This window comes from Phenylobacterium sp. (genome assembly GCF_037138395.1).
Lineage (GTDB): Bacteria > Pseudomonadota > Alphaproteobacteria > Caulobacterales > Caulobacteraceae > Phenylobacterium.
The window spans coordinates 1-21,982 of the sequence record NZ_JBAXIM010000029.1 but is presented as its reverse complement, the minus strand read 5'-3'; the positions used below and the strand labels follow the sequence as shown (position 1 = coordinate 21,982).

At 65.4% G+C, this 21,982-nt stretch carries 18 protein-coding genes and 1 tRNA gene; 9 read left to right on the top strand and 10 right to left on the bottom strand.

Going from position 1 to position 21,982, the window contains the following annotated elements; translation table 11 throughout:
* The first annotated feature begins 342 nt into the window (after positions 1-342).
* The gene (locus WCJ52_RS03835) at positions 343-1,335 is read left to right on the top strand and encodes an aldo/keto reductase (protein WP_336901978.1); all 993 of its coding nucleotides are present in this window, start codon (positions 343-345) and stop codon (positions 1,333-1,335) included.
* A gap of 32 nt (positions 1,336-1,367) precedes the next feature.
* Here the strand turns inward: WCJ52_RS03835 and WCJ52_RS03830 are convergent, their stop codons facing one another.
* Both WCJ52_RS03830 and WCJ52_RS03825 read right to left on the bottom strand, forming a co-directional pair.
* Positions 1,368-6,164: a DUF3320 domain-containing protein gene (locus WCJ52_RS03830; RefSeq protein WP_336901977.1), complete on the bottom strand. Its 4,797-nt coding sequence runs from the start codon at positions 6,162-6,164 to the stop codon at positions 1,368-1,370.
* Between the two features lie 173 nt (positions 6,165-6,337).
* Positions 6,338-6,427: transfer RNA gene (locus WCJ52_RS03825), tRNA-Ser, on the bottom strand.
* Positions 6,428-6,542: 115 nt separating this feature from the next.
* Here WCJ52_RS03825 and WCJ52_RS03820 point away from each other — a divergent pair.
* A complete protein-coding gene (locus WCJ52_RS03820; protein WP_336901976.1) occupies positions 6,543-8,618 on the top strand; it encodes a S9 family peptidase in 2,076 nt (691 codons plus the stop codon).
* 7 nt (positions 8,619-8,625) lie between these two features.
* Here the strand turns inward: WCJ52_RS03820 and WCJ52_RS03815 are convergent, their stop codons facing one another.
* Positions 8,626-9,480 (bottom strand): crotonase/enoyl-CoA hydratase family protein, encoded by an 855-nt coding sequence (locus tag WCJ52_RS03815; protein ID WP_336901975.1) that lies wholly within the window; start codon positions 9,478-9,480, stop codon positions 8,626-8,628.
* A gap of 23 nt (positions 9,481-9,503) precedes the next feature.
* The gene (gene gatB, locus WCJ52_RS03810; RefSeq protein WP_336901974.1) at positions 9,504-10,964 is read right to left on the bottom strand and encodes an Asp-tRNA(Asn)/Glu-tRNA(Gln) amidotransferase subunit GatB; all 1,461 of its coding nucleotides are present in this window, start codon (positions 10,962-10,964) and stop codon (positions 9,504-9,506) included.
* A 115-nt stretch (positions 10,965-11,079) separates the two neighbouring features.
* On the opposite strand from gatB, the gene WCJ52_RS03805 reads away from it, so the two are divergent.
* Positions 11,080-11,403 (top strand): hypothetical protein, encoded by a 324-nt coding sequence (locus tag WCJ52_RS03805; RefSeq protein ID WP_336901973.1) that lies wholly within the window; start codon positions 11,080-11,082, stop codon positions 11,401-11,403.
* Positions 11,404-11,416: 13 nt separating this feature from the next.
* Here the strand turns inward: WCJ52_RS03805 and gatA are convergent, their stop codons facing one another.
* From gatA to WCJ52_RS03785, 4 genes are all read right to left on the bottom strand, one after another.
* A complete protein-coding gene (gene gatA / locus WCJ52_RS03800) occupies positions 11,417-12,889 on the bottom strand; it encodes an Asp-tRNA(Asn)/Glu-tRNA(Gln) amidotransferase subunit GatA (protein WP_336901972.1) in 1,473 nt (490 codons plus the stop codon).
* Positions 12,889-13,176, bottom strand: a complete 288-nt coding sequence (gene gatC, locus WCJ52_RS03795) for an Asp-tRNA(Asn)/Glu-tRNA(Gln) amidotransferase subunit GatC (protein WP_336901971.1) — start codon at positions 13,174-13,176, stop codon at positions 12,889-12,891. Before gatC ends, gatA begins: the two co-directional genes overlap by 1 nt.
* Before the next feature lie 97 nt (positions 13,177-13,273).
* Positions 13,274-14,527 carry a DUF4010 domain-containing protein gene (locus tag WCJ52_RS03790; RefSeq protein WP_336901970.1) on the bottom strand — a complete coding sequence of 418 codons (1,254 nt, stop codon included), beginning with the start codon at positions 14,525-14,527 and terminating at the stop codon, positions 13,274-13,276.
* A complete protein-coding gene (locus tag WCJ52_RS03785; RefSeq protein ID WP_336901969.1) occupies positions 14,524-15,342 on the bottom strand; it encodes an RNA methyltransferase in 819 nt (272 codons plus the stop codon). Before WCJ52_RS03785 ends, WCJ52_RS03790 begins: the two co-directional genes overlap by 4 nt.
* Before the next feature lie 112 nt (positions 15,343-15,454).
* Here WCJ52_RS03785 and WCJ52_RS03780 point away from each other — a divergent pair, with 112 nt between their 5' ends.
* From WCJ52_RS03780 to purB, 3 genes are read left to right on the top strand one after another with little or no spacing between them, the layout of a single operon-like run.
* Positions 15,455-16,954, top strand: a complete 1,500-nt coding sequence (locus tag WCJ52_RS03780) for an MFS transporter (RefSeq protein WP_336901968.1) — start codon at positions 15,455-15,457, stop codon at positions 16,952-16,954.
* Entirely contained in the window at positions 16,954-17,907 is a 954-nt protein-coding gene (locus WCJ52_RS03775) for an aromatic ring-hydroxylating dioxygenase subunit alpha (RefSeq protein ID WP_336901967.1), read from the top strand. Before WCJ52_RS03780 ends, WCJ52_RS03775 begins: the two co-directional genes overlap by 1 nt.
* Before the next feature lie 51 nt (positions 17,908-17,958).
* Positions 17,959-19,263, top strand: a complete 1,305-nt coding sequence (gene purB, locus WCJ52_RS03770; RefSeq protein ID WP_336901966.1) for an adenylosuccinate lyase — start codon at positions 17,959-17,961, stop codon at positions 19,261-19,263.
* 53 nt (positions 19,264-19,316) lie between these two features.
* On the opposite strand, the gene WCJ52_RS03765 is transcribed toward purB, so the two are convergent.
* Positions 19,317-19,640, bottom strand: coding sequence for a DUF1476 domain-containing protein (locus WCJ52_RS03765; RefSeq protein WP_336901965.1), 324 nt, complete (start codon positions 19,638-19,640; stop codon positions 19,317-19,319).
* A 219-nt stretch (positions 19,641-19,859) separates the two neighbouring features.
* Between WCJ52_RS03765 and WCJ52_RS03760 the strand changes: the two genes are divergently transcribed.
* From WCJ52_RS03760 to purQ, 3 genes are read left to right on the top strand one after another with little or no spacing between them, the layout of a single operon-like run.
* Entirely contained in the window at positions 19,860-20,618 is a 759-nt protein-coding gene (locus WCJ52_RS03760; protein WP_336901964.1) for a phosphoribosylaminoimidazolesuccinocarboxamide synthase, read from the top strand.
* A complete protein-coding gene (purS, locus tag WCJ52_RS03755; RefSeq protein ID WP_336901963.1) occupies positions 20,618-20,857 on the top strand; it encodes a phosphoribosylformylglycinamidine synthase subunit PurS in 240 nt (79 codons plus the stop codon). The genes WCJ52_RS03760 and purS overlap by 1 nt, the downstream gene beginning before the upstream one ends.
* Before the next feature lie 2 nt (positions 20,858-20,859).
* The gene (gene purQ / locus WCJ52_RS03750; RefSeq protein WP_336901962.1) at positions 20,860-21,522 is read left to right on the top strand and encodes a phosphoribosylformylglycinamidine synthase subunit PurQ; all 663 of its coding nucleotides are present in this window, start codon (positions 20,860-20,862) and stop codon (positions 21,520-21,522) included.
* An 88-nt stretch (positions 21,523-21,610) separates the two neighbouring features.
* On the opposite strand, the gene WCJ52_RS03745 is transcribed toward purQ, so the two are convergent.
* Positions 21,611-21,982, bottom strand: a 372-nt coding sequence (locus WCJ52_RS03745; protein ID WP_336901961.1) for an amino acid permease C-terminal domain-containing protein, incomplete at its 5' end; no start/stop codon positions are given.

The window sequence follows — 21,982 nt, the reverse complement described above, 5'->3', positions numbered from 1 at the left end:
CCTTTGGGTCAGCCCGATAACCGAGCCTTGCAAGGCGCTCGATCAGCTTTGGGTGGTCTTCACGCTCCGGAAACCCCTGGCTCGGCCGATAGATAGAATATTTCATACACTGTCACTGTAATACCGGAGAGCGCCGCCAGGGCCACGCCACTCCAGCTGAACTTCGACTGAAGGCCCGTGGCTACGGCCAGACCTTGGCCGGCGACTGAACCTGCTACGGCGGCGGCTGCGGCTGCGGCGGCCTCCCCACCCCTGGTCGAAGGCCAGGCTCGCCTTTGCGCATTGCCTCCGGGCCCGAATTCCGGGAACCCTGTTTCCAGGATCTAGGTGGGAGGGTGCGACATGCGGACGACGAAGCTGGGCGGACTGGGAGACGTCAGCCGCCTGAGCCTGGGTGGCGGGATCGGCCAGATCTGGGGGGAGACCCCGCGCGAGGAGGCCCTGGCCACCCTTCACGCAGCCGTCGACGCCGGGATCACCCTCATCGACTGCGCGCCCATGTACAACAATGCCGAGAAGTTCATCGGCGCGGCCTTCGAAGGTCGCCCCCCGCCGGGGGTGAAGTTCACCACCAAGCACCAACTCGGATCGCCGGTGCCCGGCACGGCAGCGGCGGCCCTGGAGGCCTCGGTGGACGCCAGCCTTGCCGCCATGCGCCTTGGCCGCATCGACCTCTTCTTCCTGCATTCCAATCTGCACCGGGACGGGTTCGCCTACGCCTTTGGCGACAGCGCCAAGGCCCAGTTCTCCACCGCCCTGTCGATCTATGTCGAGGAGGTCGTCCCGGCCATGGAGGCGCTGAAGGCCAAGGGCAAGATCGGGCACTGGGGGGTCACCGGGATCGGCGTCCCGGACGCGGTGCTGGACGCCCTCGACCATCCCGTCCGCCCCTCGGTGGTGCAGGTGATCGCCAACCTGATGGACAGCCCCGGCGCCCTGAAACGCTATGCCGAGCCCGCCAGACCGCGGCAGATCGCCCGGGCGGCCAAGGCGGCGGGCCTGGGCGTCATGGGCATCCGGGCCGCCCAGGCCGGCGCCCTGACGGCAAAGGTTGACCGGGAGTTGTCGCCCAACAACCCCGACCGGCGCGACTATGAGCGGGCTGCCCCCTTCCGGGCCCTGTGCGCCCGCTGGGGGGTGGACCCGGCCTATGCGACGCACCGCTACGCCCTGTCCCTGCCCGACTTCGACGTGGTGGTGCTGGGGGTCAAGAACCGGTCGGAACTGTCCCTCTGCCTTAAGGCGGAGGCCGACGGGCCCTATTCCGACGCGGAGATGGCGGAGATCGACGCCCTGGGGCTGAGGCCGGCGGGAGCTAACGGCTCTCCAGTTTGAGCCGCCTCAGGACGTTTCAAGCGCTGGCCCGATCAGACGGGCGCTTTCAGCCTCCCAAGATGGTCGCGGGCCAGTTTTGGAAGCAGGCGTTCGGTGATCGCTTGCTCGATTGCCGAGCGAAGATCTGGCCCGGTGCGGGCAAACCCCAGAAGCCGGGCGGTCTCCATGATGAGTTCCGCCTCCGTCATGGAAAGGTTTTCCTGCAGAGCGTGGCGAGCTGCGGCCTCGAATTCGACGGGCGCGATCATCGCTGGCTTGCGCACAGTGTCCGAGGCGGCCAGTTGCCCGCGGTCTCTCCCGAGGATCGTGGCGCTGGGCAGACTCCAGAAATCGCCTTCAGACGACACTTCACCAGACCGTTCGCAGTGCAGGAGCGCTCGAAGCGCTGTCTGCTGGACGACGTTGCCTGCACGCTGCAGGCCACAAATCGCGGCAAGCCGGCGACCCGCCTCCTCCGAATGGATGGGGTATTCCTGCTCCACGATGCGAAGCATCCAGGCAGCGACCTGGGCGAGGCCAAAATCCTGCGGTTTGGTTGCGCCGTTCGCCACGCGGAACTCGGCCTTCAGGTAAGGATCAAGACGATGAGGTCCGACAGACGGGTCGAACGCCCCCTCCCCGGCATCGCCGTCTACCTGATTGCTGTGATCCGCGTCCGGATCCGACGCCTGTGGATCATCGGATGCAGCCGACCGTTCGCCCGCAAGCGCCTCCTGGATTGCCTCGCGGATTTTCTCAATTTCTCGCTCGCGCTTGTAGAACCAGTCCTTTGACCAGATGCGATGCAGCCGCCAGCCCCGGTTCTGAAGGATCAGCTGCCGCAAACGATCCCGGTCCCGGGCGTAGCGGGATGAATGGTAGGCCGCCCCATCACACTCAATACCGAGCAGGTAGCGACCCTCGTCGCGGGGATCGATCACGGCAAGATCGATGAAGAAGCCGGCCATGCCAACCTGAGGTCGAACATCAAAGCCAAGGCCGCGCACAGCCTGCGCCACATCTTCCTCGAATGGAGAGTCGAAGCCTCGTTCGGTCTCCAGGGCGATAGCCGCATAACCGTCCTTGGCGAGCTTCAGGTATTCTTTCAGGGCCCGGACGCCCGGCTTGCTGGCGCCGTCGAGGCGAATGTCCTCGGCCAGGATCGAGGAAAACACCTCGCACCGCTTCCGGGCGCGGGTGATCAACACGTTCAGGCGGCGCTCGCCCCCATCACGCCCCACGGGTCCAAAGTTCTGGGTGAGTTTCCCGTTGGCGTCCCGACCATAGCCCACGGAAATGAAGATGACGTCCCGCTCGTCGCCCTGGATATTCTCCAGGTTCTTGATGAAGAGCTCCTTCCGGTCGCCGGACGGCTTCATCAGAGCCTCAAGCTCCGGATGCTTCCGGGCAAGATGGTCAATCTGGTCGCGGATACAGTCACGCTGTGCCACCGAAAAGGCGCCGATGCCGAGGGACAACTCCGGGTGGCGCCGTGCGTGTTCGAGCGCCGCCCTTGCGATCAGACCCGCCTCGACTTCATTTCGCGCCGTCTTGCCACGCTCATAACCGCCCTCGGGTACAGGCCGGAAGACCAGGCCGGTATCCCCGTCCGTGGTGCCAGCGACGATTGAGGGCGGCAGCATGAGTTCGCCGCCGTAGAAGTTTCTGTTCGAGGTCGCGATCAGCGCGGGATGCTCGCTGCGGTAGTGCCACCTCAGCATCCGCGCCGGGAATCGCGGTGCGCAGAGATTCAGAATGCTCTCAACATCCTTGATGACCGCCTTGCGGGGCGCGCCATTCGGTGCGTCATCCTCTTCGTCATCCGGACCGTCATCATTGATGACGCGGTTGAAGAAGTTGGTCGGAGGCAACTGACGGTCATCACCCACGACCACGAACTGCCGGCAGCGCGCGATTGCGCCGAGGGCATCCTCAGGACGCACCTGGCTCGCCTCGTCGATGACGAGGAGATCAAATTCCAAGGACATGGGCTGCACATACTGGGCAACCGATAGCGGGCTCATTAGGAAAATGGGCTTGATGCGCTGCACCGCTTCGCCAGCCTTCAGCATCAGCTTGCGCACAGGCATGTGATTGCGTTGCTTCCTGAGCTCATCGGCAAGGATGCCCATCGCGCCCATCGTACCCGTCGGACGCCGGTCGATATGGGCTCGGGAGACCTGATCCGACGCCAGCCGAATCCCGTCTTTATCCGCAGTCCTGAACCGCTTGACGAGACGATCCAGTTCATCCCCCAGCCCTTCGCCAAGCTCCGGACTTTGTGAGCGAAGTCGATTCCACTTCGCCTCGAAGATCGCCAGGGCCAGGATCGGCTCGAGCTGGACGGGTGTGACTTCACCGGCGTAGGCGCCTTCCGCAAGCCGGAGACAGCCGAGCTGCCGAAGCCAACTCAAACCGTCCCGCGCCGCAGTCCAGTCGACCAGGAACTCGAATTTCTCAGACCACTGAATCGCCGTCGCAAGCAGGAGCCCGTACGGAACCTCCCGCAGTTCGGGCCTCTCGAAGGTAAGATTTAGGTCCAATTTCAGGGCTTCGACCGCATCGCCAAAGGCGGCCTCCGCAGCCTCGGCGACATGCCGAAGGCGATCCGCGAGGTCCTGAGCCTCTTTGGAAGGGAGTAACGGAAAGCGGGTACCGACAACCTCTTCCGCATGAACCAGTCTCGGCAACCAAGCGGCCAGTTCCGCTAATCGCTCCCAGTCCGACTGGAGGCCGCGCCAGTGCAACCCAAGCGCCGGACCTACCCTTTCACCAGCCGAAAGGATCGTGGCTTGGACCTGCTTGAGTTCAATCAGGGCGTCGAGCTTACTCAGGCGGACCCGATTTTGTTTCGGCCAGGAACCATTCCAGTGCCCGCGCACGTCTGCGACGGCATCCCGGTATGACTTCGAGAGGAACCTGAAGATTGAGTCGCCGCGGCCCGCGATTTCAACCCGGACCCGCGACCAGTCCCGCTCAAGCGCGCTTGGACGGAAGGCCTGACCGACAACCGCCTCAAGAGTGGCGAGACGGAGCCCGTTCTGGACCGCGACACCAATCTCCGCGAGGACGACGCGCCAACGACCATCGGCGATGATCTCCTCGAATCCGGTCGGGCGAACCGCGAGCAGACCGAGCGCATCCAGCCACTCCGCCTCACGGCGGAATGTGAGTTCACCAGAAATTGGAAGTCTTTGGCGAACTGCATCGACCTGCTCCACAAGCGCTGACGCGGTGTCCCGGCACCGTGCGACCTGCGGTCTGAGACGGTCACGGACCAGCGGGTCTGGCGCTGGAATGCCCACCCCCCGCCAAGGATGAAGCGCTGGGGTCCCACAAGTCAGAAGGCGACCGGCAACCAGCGACGTCTCGCGCCGGACCTCGTCAACCTGGACCTGGGTCCATTCCGCGGCGCTGGAGAGTTCGAAGTCTGGCGTCGGCGCCCCAGCCCCCTTCAGGAGCGAAATCTCGCCCATGAGCTTGAAGGGGGTAAAGCCAGTTGAATCCGGAGTGTGAAGCAGGTCGGAGTGGCTGCGAAGCCGCTGTTGCGTCTCACCGAGTTCGGCGAAAGCTGACTCGGCCCACATCGGTGGAGGTGCGGTATTCTGCCCTTTCCGAAGCTGTTCGAGCACAGAGGCCTTCGACGACTTGCGGCTGTGAAGTTCGAGGCAGATGGGGCCCAGCTTCGCCGTAGCCAACCGTTCGTGCACGACGTCCAGCGCCGCCATCTTCTCAGCGACGAACAGAACGGATTTCCCGCCGGCCACAGCGCCAGCGACTATGTTGGTGATGGTCTGCGACTTCCCGGTACCCGGCGGTCCCTGGATCACTAGGTTCTTGCCGGCCAGAACCTCCTGGATCGCGATTGCCTGGGAACTATCCGCGTCCGTGACATGGATCAGTTCGGCAGGTGAAAAGACCTGATCAAGCCGATCGTCATGAGCGATCAGAGGCGTATCCACGATCTCATCTTCACCAAAGTCGCGCAGCAATAGCTGCTTGAGGAGGCCGTTCCCCAGCAAGATGCCATCGCCCCAGCTTTCCGGCTTTAGATCCCGCCAGAGCAGGAATTTTGAGAAGGAGAAGAAACCGAGGAGCACTTCATTTTGGTGGACCCGCCAGCCTTTCAGGCCTTCAACCGCCCTTGCAACGTCGTCGAAGTAGTCACTTGGACTCCACTCATCGCGCTCCGGAATCTCGGGAAGCTCGACCCGGAACTCCTCCTTTAGCCAAGCCTGCAGGCTTATGTTCGTGATCAGGTCCTCATCACGAACCCGGAGTTTAAACCGGTCCCGCGCGCCCTCCCGGATCAACTCGACCGGCAGCAGCAAGAGTGGAGCGAACCGCTCGACCTGGGATTTGGCGTCTTCACGCCACTCAAGGAATCCGAGCGCAAGGAACAGGACGTTGACGCCTTGCTCCTCCTCAAGCGTGCGCCCTTCATGGTAGAGGCTTAGAAGGCGCTTCTGCAGCCCATCCAACGTCATCTGTGTTTGAAGCTTGCTGTCGGAGAGGCGATCGGAGCCCGAGCCCGACCCGGCAACCTCGACCTGGTGTTGATCTTCAGCATCGTCGCCGCGGCCATGTATAAACGAAAATACGCCTTTACTACGGAGGCGGGCGAAGACCTTGTCGCTCAGTTCATCGAATACGCGGACCTGCCGCGCCTTGCTCGATTTCAGAGGGGTATTGATGAGCCTATTTCGCAGAGACCGGTCGAGAAGTCGGTCTCGCGCAAGCGCCAGCGCTGCCTGCATGGTCCCAGCAAGGAGACTGTTCTCACCTTGCTGTTCTGATTCGAACGCAGGCTGAGGCGCATCATCCTGCGAATTCACTTCCGTTCCTGACATACCCACTCCCAACCCAGAGTGAGACTGGGCGAAATCCGCAGAGGTCGAAATTCTTGCTCGATATCCTTGAAGCAACCCTCGTGAAGCCCGCAGAACTACAATCGAGGCTTAAATTCACTACAGACCGAAAGATTCCGGCGCTAGCAAAAGAAGGACTATGCCAGCAGGCTGGGTGGCGGTGACGCAGGGATTCGAACCCTGGATACCCTTTCGGGTATGACGATTTAGCAAACCGTTGCCTTCAGCCACTCGGCCACGTCACCAGTCCCCGGCGGGGAGCGCCTCTCTTAGCCGAAGGCGGCGGCGCGGCGCAACGTCCTCCTTCCCCGGGTCAGGGCGTGCTAAGATCAGAGTGGATCCCCGCCGGAGACCTGACACATGCGCATCGCCCTGACCGCACTCGCCCTCGCTGCCATCTTCGCCGCGCCCGCGGGAGCCCAGGCGGCGGAGGCCCGGGGCTTCACGGCCAAGGATCTGGTCATGCTAGATCGGATCTCCGAGGTCCGGACCGCACCGGACGGTGGCTCCGCACTCTTCGTCGTCCGCCGTACAGACTGGGAGGCTGACCGCGGCCGCACCGTCCTGTGGCGGGTGAACCTGTCCGCGAAGGCGGCGACGCCCGAGCCTGTCGCCGGGATCGGCGAAGGCGTCGGCTCCCCCCGCTGGAGCGCCGACGGCCGCTGGATCTACTTCCTCTCCAGCCGCTCGGGCTCCAACCAGGTCTGGCGCGCGCCCTCCGCAGGTGGCTCTCCCCAGCAGGTCACGCGCCTGCCCCTGGGCGTGGAGGCCTACCGCCTTTCAAATGATGGCCGGACTCTGGTGATTGGCCTGTCCGTCTTTCCCGACTGCGCTTCCCTGAAATGCACCTCCGACCGCCTCGCGGCGCCGGCCATCCCGTCAGGACGGGTCTACGATCGCCTCTTCGTGCGCCACTGGGACACCTGGGCGGACGGAACCCGAAACCAGCTCTTCGCCCTTCCGCTCGACCCGGTCGCCGGTGTTACGACCGGGGAAGCCGTCGCCCTGACGGCGGGCCTGGACGCCGACGTTCCGGGAAGGCCCTTTGGCGGCGAGGACGACTTCGCTCTGACACCGGATGGGAAGTCGGTGATTTTTTCTGCCAAGATCGCTGGGAAGACAGAGGCCTGGAGCACGAATTTCGATCTTTTCCAGGTCCCGGTCTCCGGTGGGACCGCGCCCGTCAACCTGACCCCAGGCAATCCTGCCGCCGACTCCGCGCCGGTCCTGTCGCCGGATGGTCGGACCCTCGCCTGGCTGGCCATGAAGCGACCCGGCTTCGAGGCTGACCGGAACGGGATCATGGTGCGCGACCTCGCCACAGGGCGGACCCGGGAACTTGCGCCCGGCTGGGACCGCTCGGCCGAAGCCCTCAGGTGGTCGCCCGATGGTCGCCGTCTCTACGTCCCGGCCCAGGACCAGGGCCAGCAGCGTCTCTTTGCATTCGACGCCCGGCGTGGCGGATTCCCATTCTCGGTCACTGGCGAGGGACACGTCGGGGAATACGACGTCAGCCGAACAGGCCTGGTCTTCACGCAAGACAGCCTGACCGCCCCCGCCCAGGTCTGGCGTGCCGACGCCGACGGCCGCAACGCCGTCCAAATGACCCGCCTCAACGCCGAACGAATGGCCGGTATGGGAATGGGCGAGCCCACCCAGTTCGCCTTCACCGGCTGGAACGGGGAAACGGTCTACGGATACGTAGTCCGTCCGCCAGGTGCGCGGCCGGGCCAGAAGTTCCCGGTTGCCTTCCTGATCCACGGTGGGCCGCAGGGATCCTTCGGGAACCTCTGGCACTATCGCTGGAATGCCCAGACCTACACTGGCCGAGGCTACGCCGTGGTCATGATCGATTTCCACGGGTCGACGGGGTACGGCCAGGCCTTCACCGACGCCATCTCGCGACACTGGGGCGACCGCCCGCTGGAAGACCTGCAAAAGGGTTGGACCGCAGCCCTCGAACGCTTCCCCTGGCTGGACGGCGACCGGGCCTGCGCCCTCGGAGGCTCCTATGGCGGCTATATGGTCAATTGGATTGCTGGGAACTGGAGCAAGCCGTGGAAATGCCTGGTGAACCACTCCGGCCTCTTCGACACCCGCGCCATGGCCTACTCCACGGAGGAAATCTGGTTCACCGAGTGGGAGAACGGCGGCATGCCACACGACGACCCAGCGGGCTACGAGAGGTTCAACCCGGTGACCAAGGTCGGGGCCTGGACCCGGCCCATGCTCGTCATCCATGGCCAGAAAGACTACCGCGTGCCTCTTGAGCAGGGCCTGGCGACCTTCACCGCCCTGCAGCGCCGGGGGATCGAAAGCCGGTTCGTGACCTTCCCGGACGAGAACCACTGGATCCTGAAGCCGCAAAACTCGGTCCAGTGGCACGATGAGGTCATGGACTGGCTGGACCTCTGGACGGCGGCCCCGGCGCGCTGAGGCGGTCCTACATGCCCCGCCGGACGGGCCGAAGGTCCGGGAAATCCGGCTCTCGCCCGTCCTGCCGGGCCTTGAAAGTCTCGGCCATGTCGGCCGAAGGGAACATGCCCGTCTGCCAGACCCGCAGGTACTCCAGGGCGGTCTCCGTGTCGTGCTCCCGGGCGTAGTTGATCATCACCTTGGATCCAGCCACCGCCAGGGGCGACTTGGAGGCGATCTCCCGGGCGGTGGAAAGGGCATGGGCCAAGAGGGTCTCCGGATCCGGCAGGACCGTATTGACCAGGCCGATCGCCTGAGCCGCCTCGGCCGGGAGGCGTCGACCGGTATAGGCCAGCTCACGCACCCAGCCCTGCGGGATGAGGCGGCAGAGGCGGGGGAAGGTGCCGGCATCGGCGGTCATGCCGATGTTGATCTCCTGGATGCAGAAGAAGGCGTCGGCGCTGGCGTAACGGATGTCGCAGGCCGAGGTCAGGTCGACACCGCCCCCGACGCAGGCGCCCTGCACCGCGACGATGACCGGCATCCGGGCGCGGTCGAGGCAGGAAAACGTATCCTGCAGCGACTCCAGGTGGGCCCGGGAGGCCTCCCCGGCGATATCGGCGCGAACCTGGCCGGAACCGCCGCCGACCCCGTCAAAGTTCTGCAGGTCCATGCCGGCCGAGAAATGGCGTCCAGCGGCGGAGATCACGATCACCCGGGCCCGGGCGTTGTCGCTGATGTCGTCGACGATGGCTGGCAGTTCATTCCAGAACGCCCGGTTCATGGCGTTGAAGGCGTCGGGTCGGTTGAGGCGGATGTGCGCCACCCGATCCTGGAGGGTCACCTCGAAGCAGGTCCAGGCCGTCTCGAATGCCGATGCCATGGCGCGTCTCCCTGTCGGTGGCTTCAGGCCCCGAGCTTGGACCTGAGGATCTGGTTCACGGCAGCGGGATTGGCCTTGCCCCCGGTCGCCTTCATGACCTGGCCGACGAACCAGCCGATGGCCTGGGGCTTCTCGCGGACCGCAGCCGCCTGACCCGGGTTTTCGGCGATCAGTTGCTCGACCAGGGCCTCCAGGGCGCCGGTGTCCGAAACCTGCTGCAGGCCCTGGGCCTCGACGACCGCCCGGGGACGTCCGTCCCCCGCCCACATGCGCTCGAAGACATCCTTGGCGATCTTGGAGGAGATCACGCCCTCCTCGATCAGGGCGACAAGCTCGGCGATCTCATCCGGCGCGATCGGGCTCTCGGCGATGGGCGTTCCGGCGGCCGTCAGGCGGGCGGCCAGGTCATTGGTGACCCAGTTGGCCACCAGCTTGGCGTCCCGACCTGCCGCAGCGGCCTCGTAATAGTCGGCCCGGGCCTGCTCGCTGATCAGCACGCCCGCGTCGTAGGCGGTGAGCCCGTACTGTTCCTGGAAGCGCGCCTTCTTGGCGTCGGGGAGTTCGGGCAGGCTGGCCTCGATCGCCTTCACCCAGGCCGGGTCCAGAACCAGGGGAAGCAGGTCCGGATCGGGGAAGTAGCGGTAGTCATTGGCGTCTTCCTTTGACCGCATGGAGCGGGTCTCGCCCTTCACCGGGTCGAACAGACGGGTTTCCTGGTGGATGTGGCCGCCATCCTCGAGGATCTCGATCTGGCGGCGGGCCTCGTACTCGATGGCCTGCTGGATGAAACGGTAGGAGTTGACGTTCTTGATCTCGCAGCGGGTGCCAAGGCCCTCGCCGGGCCTGCGGACCGAGACGTTGACGTCGGCGCGCAGGTTGCCCTTCTCCATGTCGCCATCACAGGTGCCGAGATAGATGAGGATAGTGCGGAGTTTCTTGACGTAGGCCGCTGCCTCTTCCGACGAGCGCATGTCCGGCCGGGAGACGATCTCCATCAGGGCCGTGCCGGACCGGTTCAGATCCACAAAGGTCGAATCGGGATCCTGGTCGTGGAGGCTCTTGCCGGCGTCCTGCTCGAGATGCAGGCGCTCGATACCCACGGTGAAGCTGGTCCCGTCGTCACGTTCCACCAGGACCTCGCCCTCGCCGACGATGGGATCCTTGAACTGGCTGATCTGGTAGCCCTGGGGCAGGTCGGGATAGAAATAGTTTTTACGGTCGAACCGGCTGGTCAGGTTGATCTGTGCGCCCAGGCCCAGCCCAGTGCGGACCGCCTGCTCGACGCAGAACCCGTTCAGAACCGGCAGCATGCCAGGCATGGCTGCGTCCACGAGGCTGACCTGCGCATTGGGACCTGCCCCAAAGCCGACGGCTGCGCCGGAGAAAAGCTTGGCCTGGGAGGCCACCTGGGCGTGAACCTCGAGGCCCAATACGATTTCCCACGGCCCGGTCCGGCCTTCGATCAATTTTGATGCTTCGCTCATACACCCTGTTTAGATCGGGCGAGTTCCCTGCGAAAGCCTCTTGCGCTCCCGGCCAGTCTGTCTTCAACCTCCGACCCCAGAGCCCGGGAAGGACCCCGCGTGCCTGGAGACCAAAATGAAGAAAACCCTGATCGCCGGCCTGGCCGGCCTGTCCCTCGCCTTTGCCGCCATTCCCGCCCTTGCAGATGGCAAGAAGTCGGTCGACGCAACCCCGATCGCCGAGCTCGTTGCCGATCCCGCCTCCAAGGCTGTCCTCGACAAGGAAATGCCGGGCATGACCCAGCACCCGGCCTACGAGCAGTTCAAGGGCATGACCCTTCGCCAGCTACAGCCCATGTCTGGCGGCGCTCTGTCGGACGAGAAGCTTGCGGCCATCCAGACCGCCCTGAATGCGGCCCCCCAGGGCTCGGCCCCGGCTGGCAAGACTTCGTCGCAGTAAGCCCCCTAAGGGGTTACCACCAGCGCGCGGGCTTCGACGAGAAGCCCGCCGCTTTCTCGATGGCGCCGCCCAGTGAGAACAGCAGGCCCTCGTCGAGGGGGCGGCCGATCAGCTGCAGGCCGAGGGGCAAGCCCTGGGCGTCCAGCCCCGCCGGAACGCTCATTCCCGGTAGGCCAGCCAGGTTCACGGTCACCGTGAAGATATCGTTCAGGTACATGGCCACCGGGTCCTCGGCGTTCTCGCCGAGGGCAAAGGCGGCGGAGGGTGCCGTGGGCGTCAGCAGGGCATCGACCTTGCCGAAAGCCTCCGTGAAGTCATCGGCAATGCGCCGGCGCACCTTGAGGGCACGCAGGTAGTAGGCGTCGTAGTAGCCGGCCGACAAGACGTAGGTGCCGATCAGGATCCGCCGCTTGACCTCTTCGCCAAAGCCCGCAGCCCTGGACTTCTCGTAGGTGTCCGTCAGGTTCCCGCCCTCGACCCTGAGGCCGTATCGCATGCCATCGTAGCGGGCGAGGTTGGAGGATGCCTCCGCGGGGGCAACGATGTAATAGGCCGGCAGGGCATAGCGGGTGTGTGGGAGGGAAACCTCGACGATCTCGCACCCAGCGTCGCGAAGCCAGGCGATCCCCTGCTCCCAGAGCGCGTCGATTTCGGGGGACATGCCCTCGACCCGGTACTCCTTAGGTATGCCGATCCGGAGCCCCTTGACCGACTTTCCGATGAAGGCCGGGAAGTCGGGGACTTCGGTGTTCAGGCTGGTGGAGTCCTTGGGGTCATGCCCGGACATGGACTTCAGGAGGATGGCCGCGTCCTCTACCGTCCGGGCGATGGGTCCGGCCTGATCGAGCGAGGAGGCAAAGGCAACCACGCCCCAGCGCGAACACCGCCCATAGGTGGGCTTGATCCCTACTGTGCCCGTGAAGGCCGCAGGTTGGCGGATCGAGCCGCCGGTGTCGGTGGCCGTAGCCCCGAGGCAGAGGCCCGCAGCGACAGCCGCCGCGGAGCCCCCCGAAGATCCGCCGGGCGTAAGGGGCGCATCGTCGCCCTGGCGCCGCCAGGGGCTGACCACAGGCCCAAAGGCCGAGGTCTCGTTGGACGAGCCCATGGCGAACTCATCCAGGTTCAGCTTGCCCAGCATGACCGCACCGTCGCGCCAAAGCTGGGAGGTCACGGTGGACTCATAGGTCGGCGTGAAGTCGGCGAGGATACGGCTGCCGGCGGTGGTCCGCACGCCCTCGGTACAGAACAGGTCCTTGATCCCGAGAGGAACCCCATCAAGCGGGCCCGCCTCGGCTGAGGCCCGTCGATGGTCCGAGGCGCGCGCCATTTCGAGCGCCTTCTCGGGGGTCTCGAGGACGAAGGCGTTCAGGGGCCGGGCGGCCTCGATGGCGGCGATGTACGCGCCTGTGAGTTCCTCGGACGAAATCTTCCCGGTCCCGAGGGCGTCGAGGGCCTGGCCTAGGGTCAGGTCGGTAAGTCCGGACATCACTCGACCACCTTGGGAACGACGAAGAAGTCGCCAGACCGGCGAGGGGCGTTGGTCAGGACGCGCTCAGGGTCGCCACCTTCGGTGACCACGTCTTCGCGGAGGGGCGCAGACATGGAAACCGCCGAGGTCATGGGCTCCACCCCCTCGACATCGACCTCGGCCAGTTGTTCGATCCAGGCCATGATGCCGGTCAGTTCCCGGGCGAGCGGTTCGATCCGGGCTTCGGGTTCGGCGATCCGGGCCAGTCTGGCGACCTTGCGGACCGTCGCCGCATCAATGGCCATAAGGAGTCTCCGTTGAACTTCGCGCGTCGATGCAACCGGGGGACCGGCGAGGCCTAGGCTCTAGCCGTGGCAAGCCATCCTTGACAAGCTTTGCCGCTCACAGATGGACCAGCCCAGTGAATACCGCGGCCCCAAAGGCGCTGGCCGCCAGCAGCACGGCACCCAGGCTCACTCGAAGGCCATAGTCGCGACCTCCGAGGATCCAGGCTGTTGGCGCCTTGACCAGCATGTTGGTCACCAGGGCGATCAGTACCCCAAGGGCGGCAGTACGGTCCGACAGCGCCCCGGCTGCCGCCATGTTCGCCATGGACAAGGCTGCGGCGTGGGCATCGGCAAGGCCGGTCGCCACCGCACCCGCAAGGACCCCGGCGTCGCCAAGCCAGCCCTCCAGCCCTTGGCTGATCAGGGTAAAGCCTGCCACCAGGCCGACGAAGAGGGCGACGGCGCGAGGGTCAAAGGCACGGCCCGTCGGTGCAGGGGCATCCGGAGGGGCGTCATGCCGGAGACCAGCTACCGCATAGGCCAGGAGGCAGGCGGCCGAGACTGCCAGCGGAACGCCAACGAGGACGAGGACCTGCGGCCTCAGGGCCGCCAGCAGCAGGCACAGGTAGAGGATCGAGGTCAGCATGGATGCCACCCCCGCCGAGGCGGCCTGTCCGGCGACTTCCGGCGTCTCACGGGCCCGGCGTCCCATGGCTGCAATGGTGGCCGTGGAGGAAACGAACCCCCCGGCAAGGCCAGCGAGGATCAGACCCCTGCGCAAGCCCGCGAGGCGCTGGGCCACGTAGCCGGCGGCGCTCAGCCCCATCATCACGACCGCCAGCCGCCAGAGGGCAAAGGGATTGAGCACGCCAAGGGGGTCCACGGCCCGGTCCGGGAGCAGGGGCAGGACCACAAGGGCTGCGATGGCGAAGGCCAGACCGTCCCGGAGCTCACGTTCGCTCAGGACCTCTTTGACGAGGCGCTGCAGGGGGGTGCGGGCCGCCAGCAGAACCGCCATGACCACGCCCGCCGCCACAGCCCCCTGCGGCTGGGTGGCCGTTATGACGCCGAGGAGGAAGGTGGCGAACATGGCCACCTCGGTCGTCAGTCCGGGGTCGGAAACCCGGGTCCGCAGGTAGGAAGCTACCGCGGCGGCGGCCACGAAGAGGCCCGAAACGGCGACCAGAAGGGGTTGACCTGAAAGGCCTGCGCCACCGCCGACAAGGCCCAGCAGGGCGAAGGTCCGAAGGCCAGCGGCCTGACGGCCAGGTCCCTCGCCCTTGCTGCGCTCGCGCTCGACGCCGACCAGGAGGCCAATGCCGAGGGCGAGGAAGAGACGGAGCTCCGGACGATCGACGAGGGCGGTCACGACAGGGGCTCCTGAGACCGGCGCGCAGTCGAGAGGTGGTGCAGGACGATGCCCGAAGTCGTCGCAACGTTCAGGGAATCAAACCCCTCGGCCATAGGGATACGGACGGTTTCACACCGCGCCATGAGTTCGGGCGAGAGGCCGGGCCCCTCGGCACCGAAGAGAGCCGCCATACGACCGCCGACCCGGACGTCCCCAAGAGCGTGGTCGCCTGACGGGCTGAGGGCCAGCCGTCGGACGCCTGAGGCTTCAAGGCAGGTGCCAAGATCGCCGCCGGGCTCCAGCCGGGCGAAGGGGACCCGCAGGACAGCGCCCACCGACACCCTGAGCGCCTTCCGGTAGAGGGGGTCGCAGCAGCTGGCGTCGAGCAGCACCGCCGAGACGCCGAATGCGGCGGCGTTGCGGAACAGGCCGCCCATGTTGTCGTGGTTGGAAATCCCGGAGAGGGCCAGGATCAGGCCGTCCCCGGAGACGCCAGCAAGCAGGGTGGAGGGATCGGGCGGTGCAAGCCTTTCCCCGACCGCAAGGATTCCCCTGTGGATGGGAAACCCGACGATGGCGTCCATCACGGTCTGAGAAGCGGCGAAGACAGGCGTTTCGCCGGGAAGCTCCGATATCAGCGGTTCCAGCCGCACCCGCTGGCGATCGGTGACCAGGAGAGAAACGGGGCGCGCCAGGGAACTCCCGAGGAGCGCACGAAGGACAACCTCGCCCTCTGCGATGAAGCGCCCTCGCCGACCCACGAGGTCGCGTTCGCGGACCTCCTGGTAGTCGGCGATGCGTAGATCCTTGGGGTCTGTGATCTGCTCGATCATTCCGCCTTCTAGCCGATCCCGGCCGGCAGGCCCATGACGGCCCCTTCCCCTGCGACGCCGAACCGTGACAATCTCGACCAAAGCGGTCGCCGCCAAGGGGGTAAGAGAGTCTATGTCCACACGTGAAGCCGATCTGCCGTCAGCGGATCGCCCTGTTTATTCGAACAACTACAAATCCCTGGTGCTGACCCTCCTGGTCACGGCCTACACCTTCAACTTCATCGACCGCACGATCATTTCCACGATCGGCCAGGCCATCAAGGTTGACCTGAAGATCACGGACACCCAGCTCGGCCTGCTTGGCGGACTTTATTTCGCCCTGCTCTACACCATCCTCGGGATCCCGATCGCGCGGCTGGCCGAGCGGTTCTCCAGGGTCAATATCATCACCGCTGCCATCGTCGTCTGGTCGGGGTTCACCGCCCTCTGCGGCTCGGCGACGAGCTTCGCCATGTTGGCGGCCTACCGGTTCGGGGTGGGCTTCGGCGAGGCTGGACTGAACCCGCCAGCCCACTCCCTGATCAGCGACTATTTCGAGCCTAAGAAGCGGGCGAGCGCCCTGGCAGTCTACGCCTTCGGTATCCCTTTCGGGACCATGGTCGGTGCGGTCGCCGGGGGTTGGCTGGCGCAGAACTTCTCCTGGCGGGTCGCCTTCATGCTGGTGGGCCTGCCCGGCGTACTTATCGCCATCGCCATCAAGCTCCTGATCAAGGAACCGCCGCGGGGACACTCCGAGGCCGACGGCGGGGCTTCGCTGGTAGCGCAACCGCCCTTCTCTATGGGCGGTGAGTTCCGCGAGATAGGGGCCATCGTGAAGACCCTGTTCGGCAAGTGGCCGGTGCTCAACATGATCCTCGGCGTGACCATCGCCTCCTTCGGATCCTATGGGTCGGGCCAGTTCGTGCCGCCCTACTTCTCCCGCGCCTTTGGCCTCGACTATGCCCAGGTTGGCCTGATCACCGGCCTGGTGGGCGGCATCTCTGCGGGCATAGGCACCCTGCTTGGGGGCGTGGTGACCGACCGCCTCGCCCTGCGCAGCCCCCGGTGGTACTCGCTGACCCCGGCCATCGGCCTGGCCATCGCGACACCGATCTACATCACGGCCTACCTCCAGCCCTCCTGGCAGTCAGCGGCCTTGATCCTCCTGATCCCCGGTATCTTCCACTACACCTATCTCGGCCCGACCTTTGGCGTGGTCCAGAACATGGTCGAAAGCCGTCGCCGGGCGACCGCTGCGGCCATCATGCTGTTCTTCCTGAACCTGATCGCCCTTGGTGGAGGCCCGCCCTTCACCGGCTGGGTGATCGACCACTTCGCCCAGTTCAACTTCAACCATGGCCCGGGGAGCGGCGTGCTGGCCTCGATCGGCCAGATGCTGGGCGGTGCAGGCGGCGCGGAGAACTTCGCCAAGGCCTGCCCCGGCGGTCTGGCACCGGCAGGATCGGCGCCTGGACTGGTCGCGCGTTGCCATGACAGCCTGGTGGATGCGACCCGCTCGGGCGTGATCATTTCCCTGTGCTTCTACCTGTGGGCGGCCTTCCACTACTTCCTCGGCTCCATCGGTCTGGTGAAGGCCCTCGCGGACGCCCGCAAGGCCCGCGGAGAAGCATGATGTTCGGGGACTTCGCCCGGGTCTGGACTCCCATCGTCCCCCTGCGCAGCCTCGCGCAGGGACCGGTGGGCGTCCAGGTGGCGGGAGAGCGCCTGGCGGTCTTCCTCGGTTCCGGCGGAACGCCAGGCGTGCTTGTCGACAAGTGCCCCCATCGCGGTGTGAAACTTTCCCTCGGACGCATCACACCGGAGGGGTGCCTGGAGTGTCCTTTCCACGGGTGGAGGTTCGGGACGGACGGAACCAACCGGGGCGCACCCCTGAACCCGAAGGCCCGGCTGGAGACCCTTGGCGCGACCGCGCTTCCGGCCCGGGCGATCGGCGACTTCGTCTGGGCCTACACCAACCCTGCAGGGGAGCCGCCCGGCGAGCCCGTTGTTCCGGAGACCCTGACCGATCCCTCCCTGGCGCGGATCATCATCGAGCGGACCTGGAACTGCCACTGGACCCGGGCCATGGAGAACATGCTCGACAGTCCGCACCTGCCCTTTGTTCATCGCAAGACCATCGGGAAGTTCGTCAGCCGCTACATGAAGCCGGACTCCGAGATGGAGGTGATCTGGGAAGACACCGACTTCGGCGGCTCGACCCACGCCCTCATGGACGGCCGGGATGGTGGCGGCCGGCTGGACTTCCACCGCCCGAACGTCATGACCCTGCACATCCCGATCCCGCGGATGCGCCTGAAAATCCACGCCCTGGTCGTTCCCATTGACGCCACCCACACCCGTCTCTTCGTGGTCGGCGCGCGCAGCTTCCTGAAGTGGAGGGGCTTTACGGGTCTCTTCGAGGGCAATGCCGCAAAGATCGCCGATGAGGACCGGGACGTGGTGGAAAGCTCCTGGCCAAAAGAGGTTCCGCCGCCCTCCGAGGAGCACTCCGTGGGCACCGACCGGGCCACCCTCGCCTTCCGACGGTACTACCTCGAGACCCTCAAGGGCTCCTCTGCCGGCTGATCCCGCCGCCGGCTTTGCATCCACGGCCGCCTAGGCCTAGAAGTCCCGACCATGATCTCTCGCTACACCCGCCCCGAATTCGCCCGCATCTGGGAGCCCCAGACGCGCTTCACCATCATGTTCGAGATCGAGGCCCATGCGGCCGACAAGATGGCCGAACTCGGCGTGATCCCCAAGGAAGCCGCCCGGACCATCTGGGAAAAGGGCCGGGGTGCGATCTTCAACGTCGACCGGATCGACGAGATCGAACGGGAGGTGAAGCATGACGTCATCGCCTTCCTGACCCACGTCACTGAGCTGGTCGGGCCGGAGGCGCGGTTCCTGCACCAGGGCATGACGTCCTCGGACGTCAATGACACCGCCCTGGCAGTCCAGCTGTCCCGGGCCACGGACCTGCTGATCGAGGACGTGGACCTGGTCCTGGCGGCCCTGAAGCGCCGGGCTCTGGAGCACAGGATGACCCCCTGCGTGGGCCGCAGCCATGGCATTCACGCCGAGCCCACCACCTTTGGCCTGAAGCTGGCCGGTCACTACGCCGAGTTCCAGCGCACGCGGCAACGCCTGGTGACCGCCCGGGCCGAGATCGCCACATGCGCAATCTCGGGCGCCGTCGGCACCTTCGCAAACGTAGCCCCCGAGGTGGAGGCCCACGTCGCTACGAAGATGGGCCTGGCCGTGGAGCCCGTCTCAACCCAGGTCATCCCTCGCGACCGCCACGCCGCCTACTTCGCCGCCCTCGCTATCGCCGGTAGCGCCATAGAGCGCCTGGCGGTGGAGATCCGGCATCTCCAGCGCACTGAGGTCCTGGAGGCTGAGGAGCCCTTTGATCCCGGCCAGAAGGGGTCCAGCGCCATGCCGCACAAGCGCAATCCGATCCTGACCGAGAACCTCACGGGCCTGGCCCGCCTGATCCGCTCTGCCGTGACGCCGGCCCTGGAAAACGTTGTCCTCTGGCACGAACGTGACATCAGCCATTCCAGCGTCGAGCGCGCCATCGCACCGGACACGACCATCCATCTCGACTTTGCCCTGCGTCGCCTTGCGGGCGTGGTAGAGCGCCTGATGATCTATCCCGAGAACATGATGCGCAATCTCGACCGCCTTGGCGGCCTGGTGCATTCCCAGCGGGTCCTGCTGGCCCTGACCCAGAAGGGCATGTCGCGCGAGGCGGCGTATTCGGCGGTGCAGACCAACGCCATGAAGGTCTGGCGAGGCGAGGGCGATTTTCTGGGTTTCCTGAAGGCCGATCCCTCCATCCACCCGCATCTGGACGCAGCGGAGCTCTCCGAGCTCTTCGACCTCGGCTACCACTTTAAGGCTGTCGATACGGTCTTCGCCAGGGTCCTGGGGGCCTGACGGGGGAGCCCAGACCGCAACGCCGGGGGCCTTAAGCGGCCCCCCGGGGTTTCCTAATTGCCGTCCTTGATCTGCTGGCGCGACACGGCAAGGTACTCGCCCATCTTGTTGCGAACATCGCCCTCGGAGACCGTCACGCCCGCACCCTTGAGGTCCTCGAAGACCTTGCGGTGCACGTCGTCTTCACCGGGGAGTTCGAGGTCGGACTTGACCACCGCCTTGGCGTATTCGGCAACATGATCACCCTGCAGGCCCATCAGGCCCGCCGCCCACTCGCCCAGCATGCGATTACGCCGGGCCGCCGCCTTGAATTCCTGCTCTTGGTCGAGGGCAAACTTGCTCTCGAACCCGCGCTCACGATTTTCAAAAGAGGTCATGGTGTTCCCAAACAGGCTTTGAGGGGGCTGTCTATCCGCTGCACCGCCGGTCCGCAACGGAAAGCAGTGCGGTTTGCGAACCCCCCCCGGTTCGGCTAGTTTGCGGCAGCCTCGGCGGGACACGATCGTCGAGTCGTCCGGATGTGCGCGGGCCGTTGCTCCCGCGCCTTTTTGTCTCCGGAAGACCTGTCCCGCCCCTGAGGCCTGGAGAAGGCGCCGATGAGTACCCGTCGCAAGAAGATCTACGAAGGGCACGGCAAGATTCTCTACGAGGGTCCCGAGCCTGGCACCCTGATTCAGTACTTCAAGGATGACGCAAGCGCCTACAACAACGCGAAACAGGCCGTGCTCGAGGGCAAGGGCGTGCTGAACAACCGGATCAGCGAGTACTTTATGACCCGGCTGAACACGATCGGCGTCCAGAACCACTTCATCCGACGGCTCAACCTGCGCGAACAGCTGATCCGCGAACTGGAGATCATTCCCCTTCAGGTCGTGGTGCGAAACACCGCTGCGGGCTCGCTTTCGCAGCGCTTCGGTATCCCCGAAGGCCAGGCCCTGCCCCGGTCGATCATCGAGTTTTACCTGAAGGACGAAAAGCTCGGGAATCCTATGGTGACCGAGGAGCACATCACCGCCTTCAACTGGGCTTCGACCCAGGAACTCGACGACATGATGGCCATGTCCCTGCGGGTTAACGACTTCCTGAACGGTGCCTTCGGGGCCGTGGGCATCTCGCTGATCGACTTCCGGGTGGAGTACGGAAGGCTCTGGGAGAATGACTTCGCCCGCGTGGTCCTGGCCGACGACATCAGCCCGGACAACTGCCGGCTCTGGGACTCACAGACCCGGGAGAAGCTTGACCTCGATCTCTTCCGCCGCGACCTCGGCGATGCGATCGAGGGCTATGCCGAAGTGGCCCGCCGCCTGGGCATCATGAAGGAAATGCCGACCGTCATCCGGGGAGGGCTGCACTAGTGCGCGCAAGGGTCCATGTGTTTCTGAAGGCGGGCGTCCTCGACGTCCAGGGCAAGGCGGTCGAGAACGCCCTGCACGGGCTCGGCTGGAGCGGTGTCTCGGACGTCCGGGTCGGCAAGACAGTCGAGTTCGACCTCGCTGGCTCTGACCCTGCGGCCGCGGAGGGCGAGGTGCGCCGGATGTGCGAGACCCTCCTGGCGAACACCGTCATCGAAGGCTACCGGATCGAGGTCGTCTGACCATGAAGGCCGCCGTCGTCGTCTTTCCGGGATCCAACTGTGACCGGGACTGCAAGGTCGCCGTCGAGCGCTCCACCGGCGCAAGCGTACATATGGTCTGGCATGCAGAGACCGCCCTGCCCCCGGACCTGGACCTGATTGTCCTGCCTGGCGGCTTTTCCTACGGCGACTACCTGCGCTGTGGGGCCATGGCAGCCCTGTCGCCGGTCATGCCCGAGGTGCGGAAGGCGGCCGAGCGCGGCGTAGCGGTCGTGGGCATCTGCAACGGCTTCCAGGTGCTCTGCGAAAGCGGCTTGCTTCCGGGTGCCCTCCTGCGGAATTCGGCGCTGAAATACGTCTGCAAGCCGGTGGATCTCGATATCGTCCGCCCGGACACCCGTTTCACCCGCGCCTTTGGCAGCCGTCGCCGGGCGGTGATGACCGTAGGCAATGGCGAGGGCGCCTTCTTCGCGGACGCAGACACCCTCTCCCGGGTCGAGGGCGAGGGCCAGGTGGTCTTCCGCTATGCGGACAATCCCAATGGCTCGCTCAATGACATCGCCGGGCTGATTAACACCGGTGGCAACGTCCTTGGGCTGATGCCCCACCCCGACCGTTCCTTCGAGGCGGAACTGGGGTCGGCGGACGGTGCCCTGCTCTTCCAGAGCCTGCTCGAGACCGCCTGACCGCCGGGACGCTGGAGACCCAATAACAGAAATGAAAAGGGCCCCTCCGGATCCGGAGGGGCCCTCTCTGTTTGGCCGGATTGTTCCGTCAGTCGCCCTTGTGGGGCAGTTCCATTGGGTCGGCCTCGTGACCCGTGACCAGGATCCCACGTCCCAGCTTCGAGCTGCCCATGCTGTAGACGAAATAAACCACGATGCCGATGACGAGGTAGCCGAGGAAGAAGTTGCGGGTGTGCTCCGTCCTCATAAGGGTGAGCAGCAGCAGGCCACACATCAGCACGCCCAGGATTGGGACCACCGGGTAGAGCGGAACCTTGAAGGGGCGTTCAAGGTCAGGCGAGGCTATGCGGAGGTAGATCACTGTCGCGCAGACCACGCCAAAGGCCGTCAGCGCACCAACGTTGGACAGGTCCGCCAGACTGTCGAGGGACATGAATCCGGCGGCCAGGCAGGCCAGGAC